Source organism: Bartonella sp. MU70NMGDW, assembly GCF_042194085.1.
Lineage (GTDB): Bacteria > Pseudomonadota > Alphaproteobacteria > Rhizobiales > Rhizobiaceae > Bartonella > Bartonella grahamii.
Genome location: NZ_JBHIMK010000535.1, coordinates 1 through 729 on the forward strand (window position 1 = coordinate 1; position 729 = coordinate 729).

At 39.4% G+C, this 729-nt stretch carries 1 pseudogene; it reads right to left on the reverse strand.

The features are described 5' to 3' along the window. Positions 1 to 438: 438 nt before the first annotated feature. Positions 439 to 729 (reverse strand): annotated as a pseudogene (locus ACFIKE_RS12025) (hypothetical protein); the annotation flags it as partial.

Consider the following 729-nt stretch of genomic DNA (forward strand, 5'->3'; position numbering starts at 1 on the left):
TTATGTGAAACACCCATCTTCTTCGCAAACGCACGAACCGATAGACCCTTACGCGTTTTCTTATTCATAGTTGCTCCTTGCCTTGATTTTTTTCTCATCTTGAGGAATGGGGCTTTCGGCGTACCAAGAAAGAAAGCTTTACATCACGAACTGAAAAACGGGCTTCAATGCGATAAGGAGACATTTTACATATTGTACAGTGTACACACTAAAATCATTATTTATCAATGAGTTAAGTGTACAATGTACAGTCAATTTGAAAATTCTGTCGCTAGCGATAGTTCGCGCTCGTCCGCCCCGCAACAGACCCAACCCGCTGGGAAGTACCTTTTGTATTGATTTTATTGACTTTTTTCTGGGAAAAACCAAAGCGCAAGTGATAATCTGCTTTAAAAATTACAATTAAAGTGAGTAGTGTGTTGACATAGCTTAAGAACATTATTTAGCTTTCATCTTGGCGGCATATTCTTGACGAGCAAGTTGGTACTGTATGTTTTTAATTAGTCTTTCATTGGCTTTTTTTACAATAGCACTTGCAATTTCTGGCTTGGACATCACCCCAGCAATGGAGGGTCCTTTTTGTTTTGCAATGGGGAATTGATCTCCATCGGCTCTTTGAAACACATTCCCATTCAGCTTTTTTAATTCAACGCGCTTTGGAAAACTCCCACCTTTGATAAAAGCATGGGGTAAGATTTCTTTCTTTCCAAACAGTGTGTAAGTTACGCC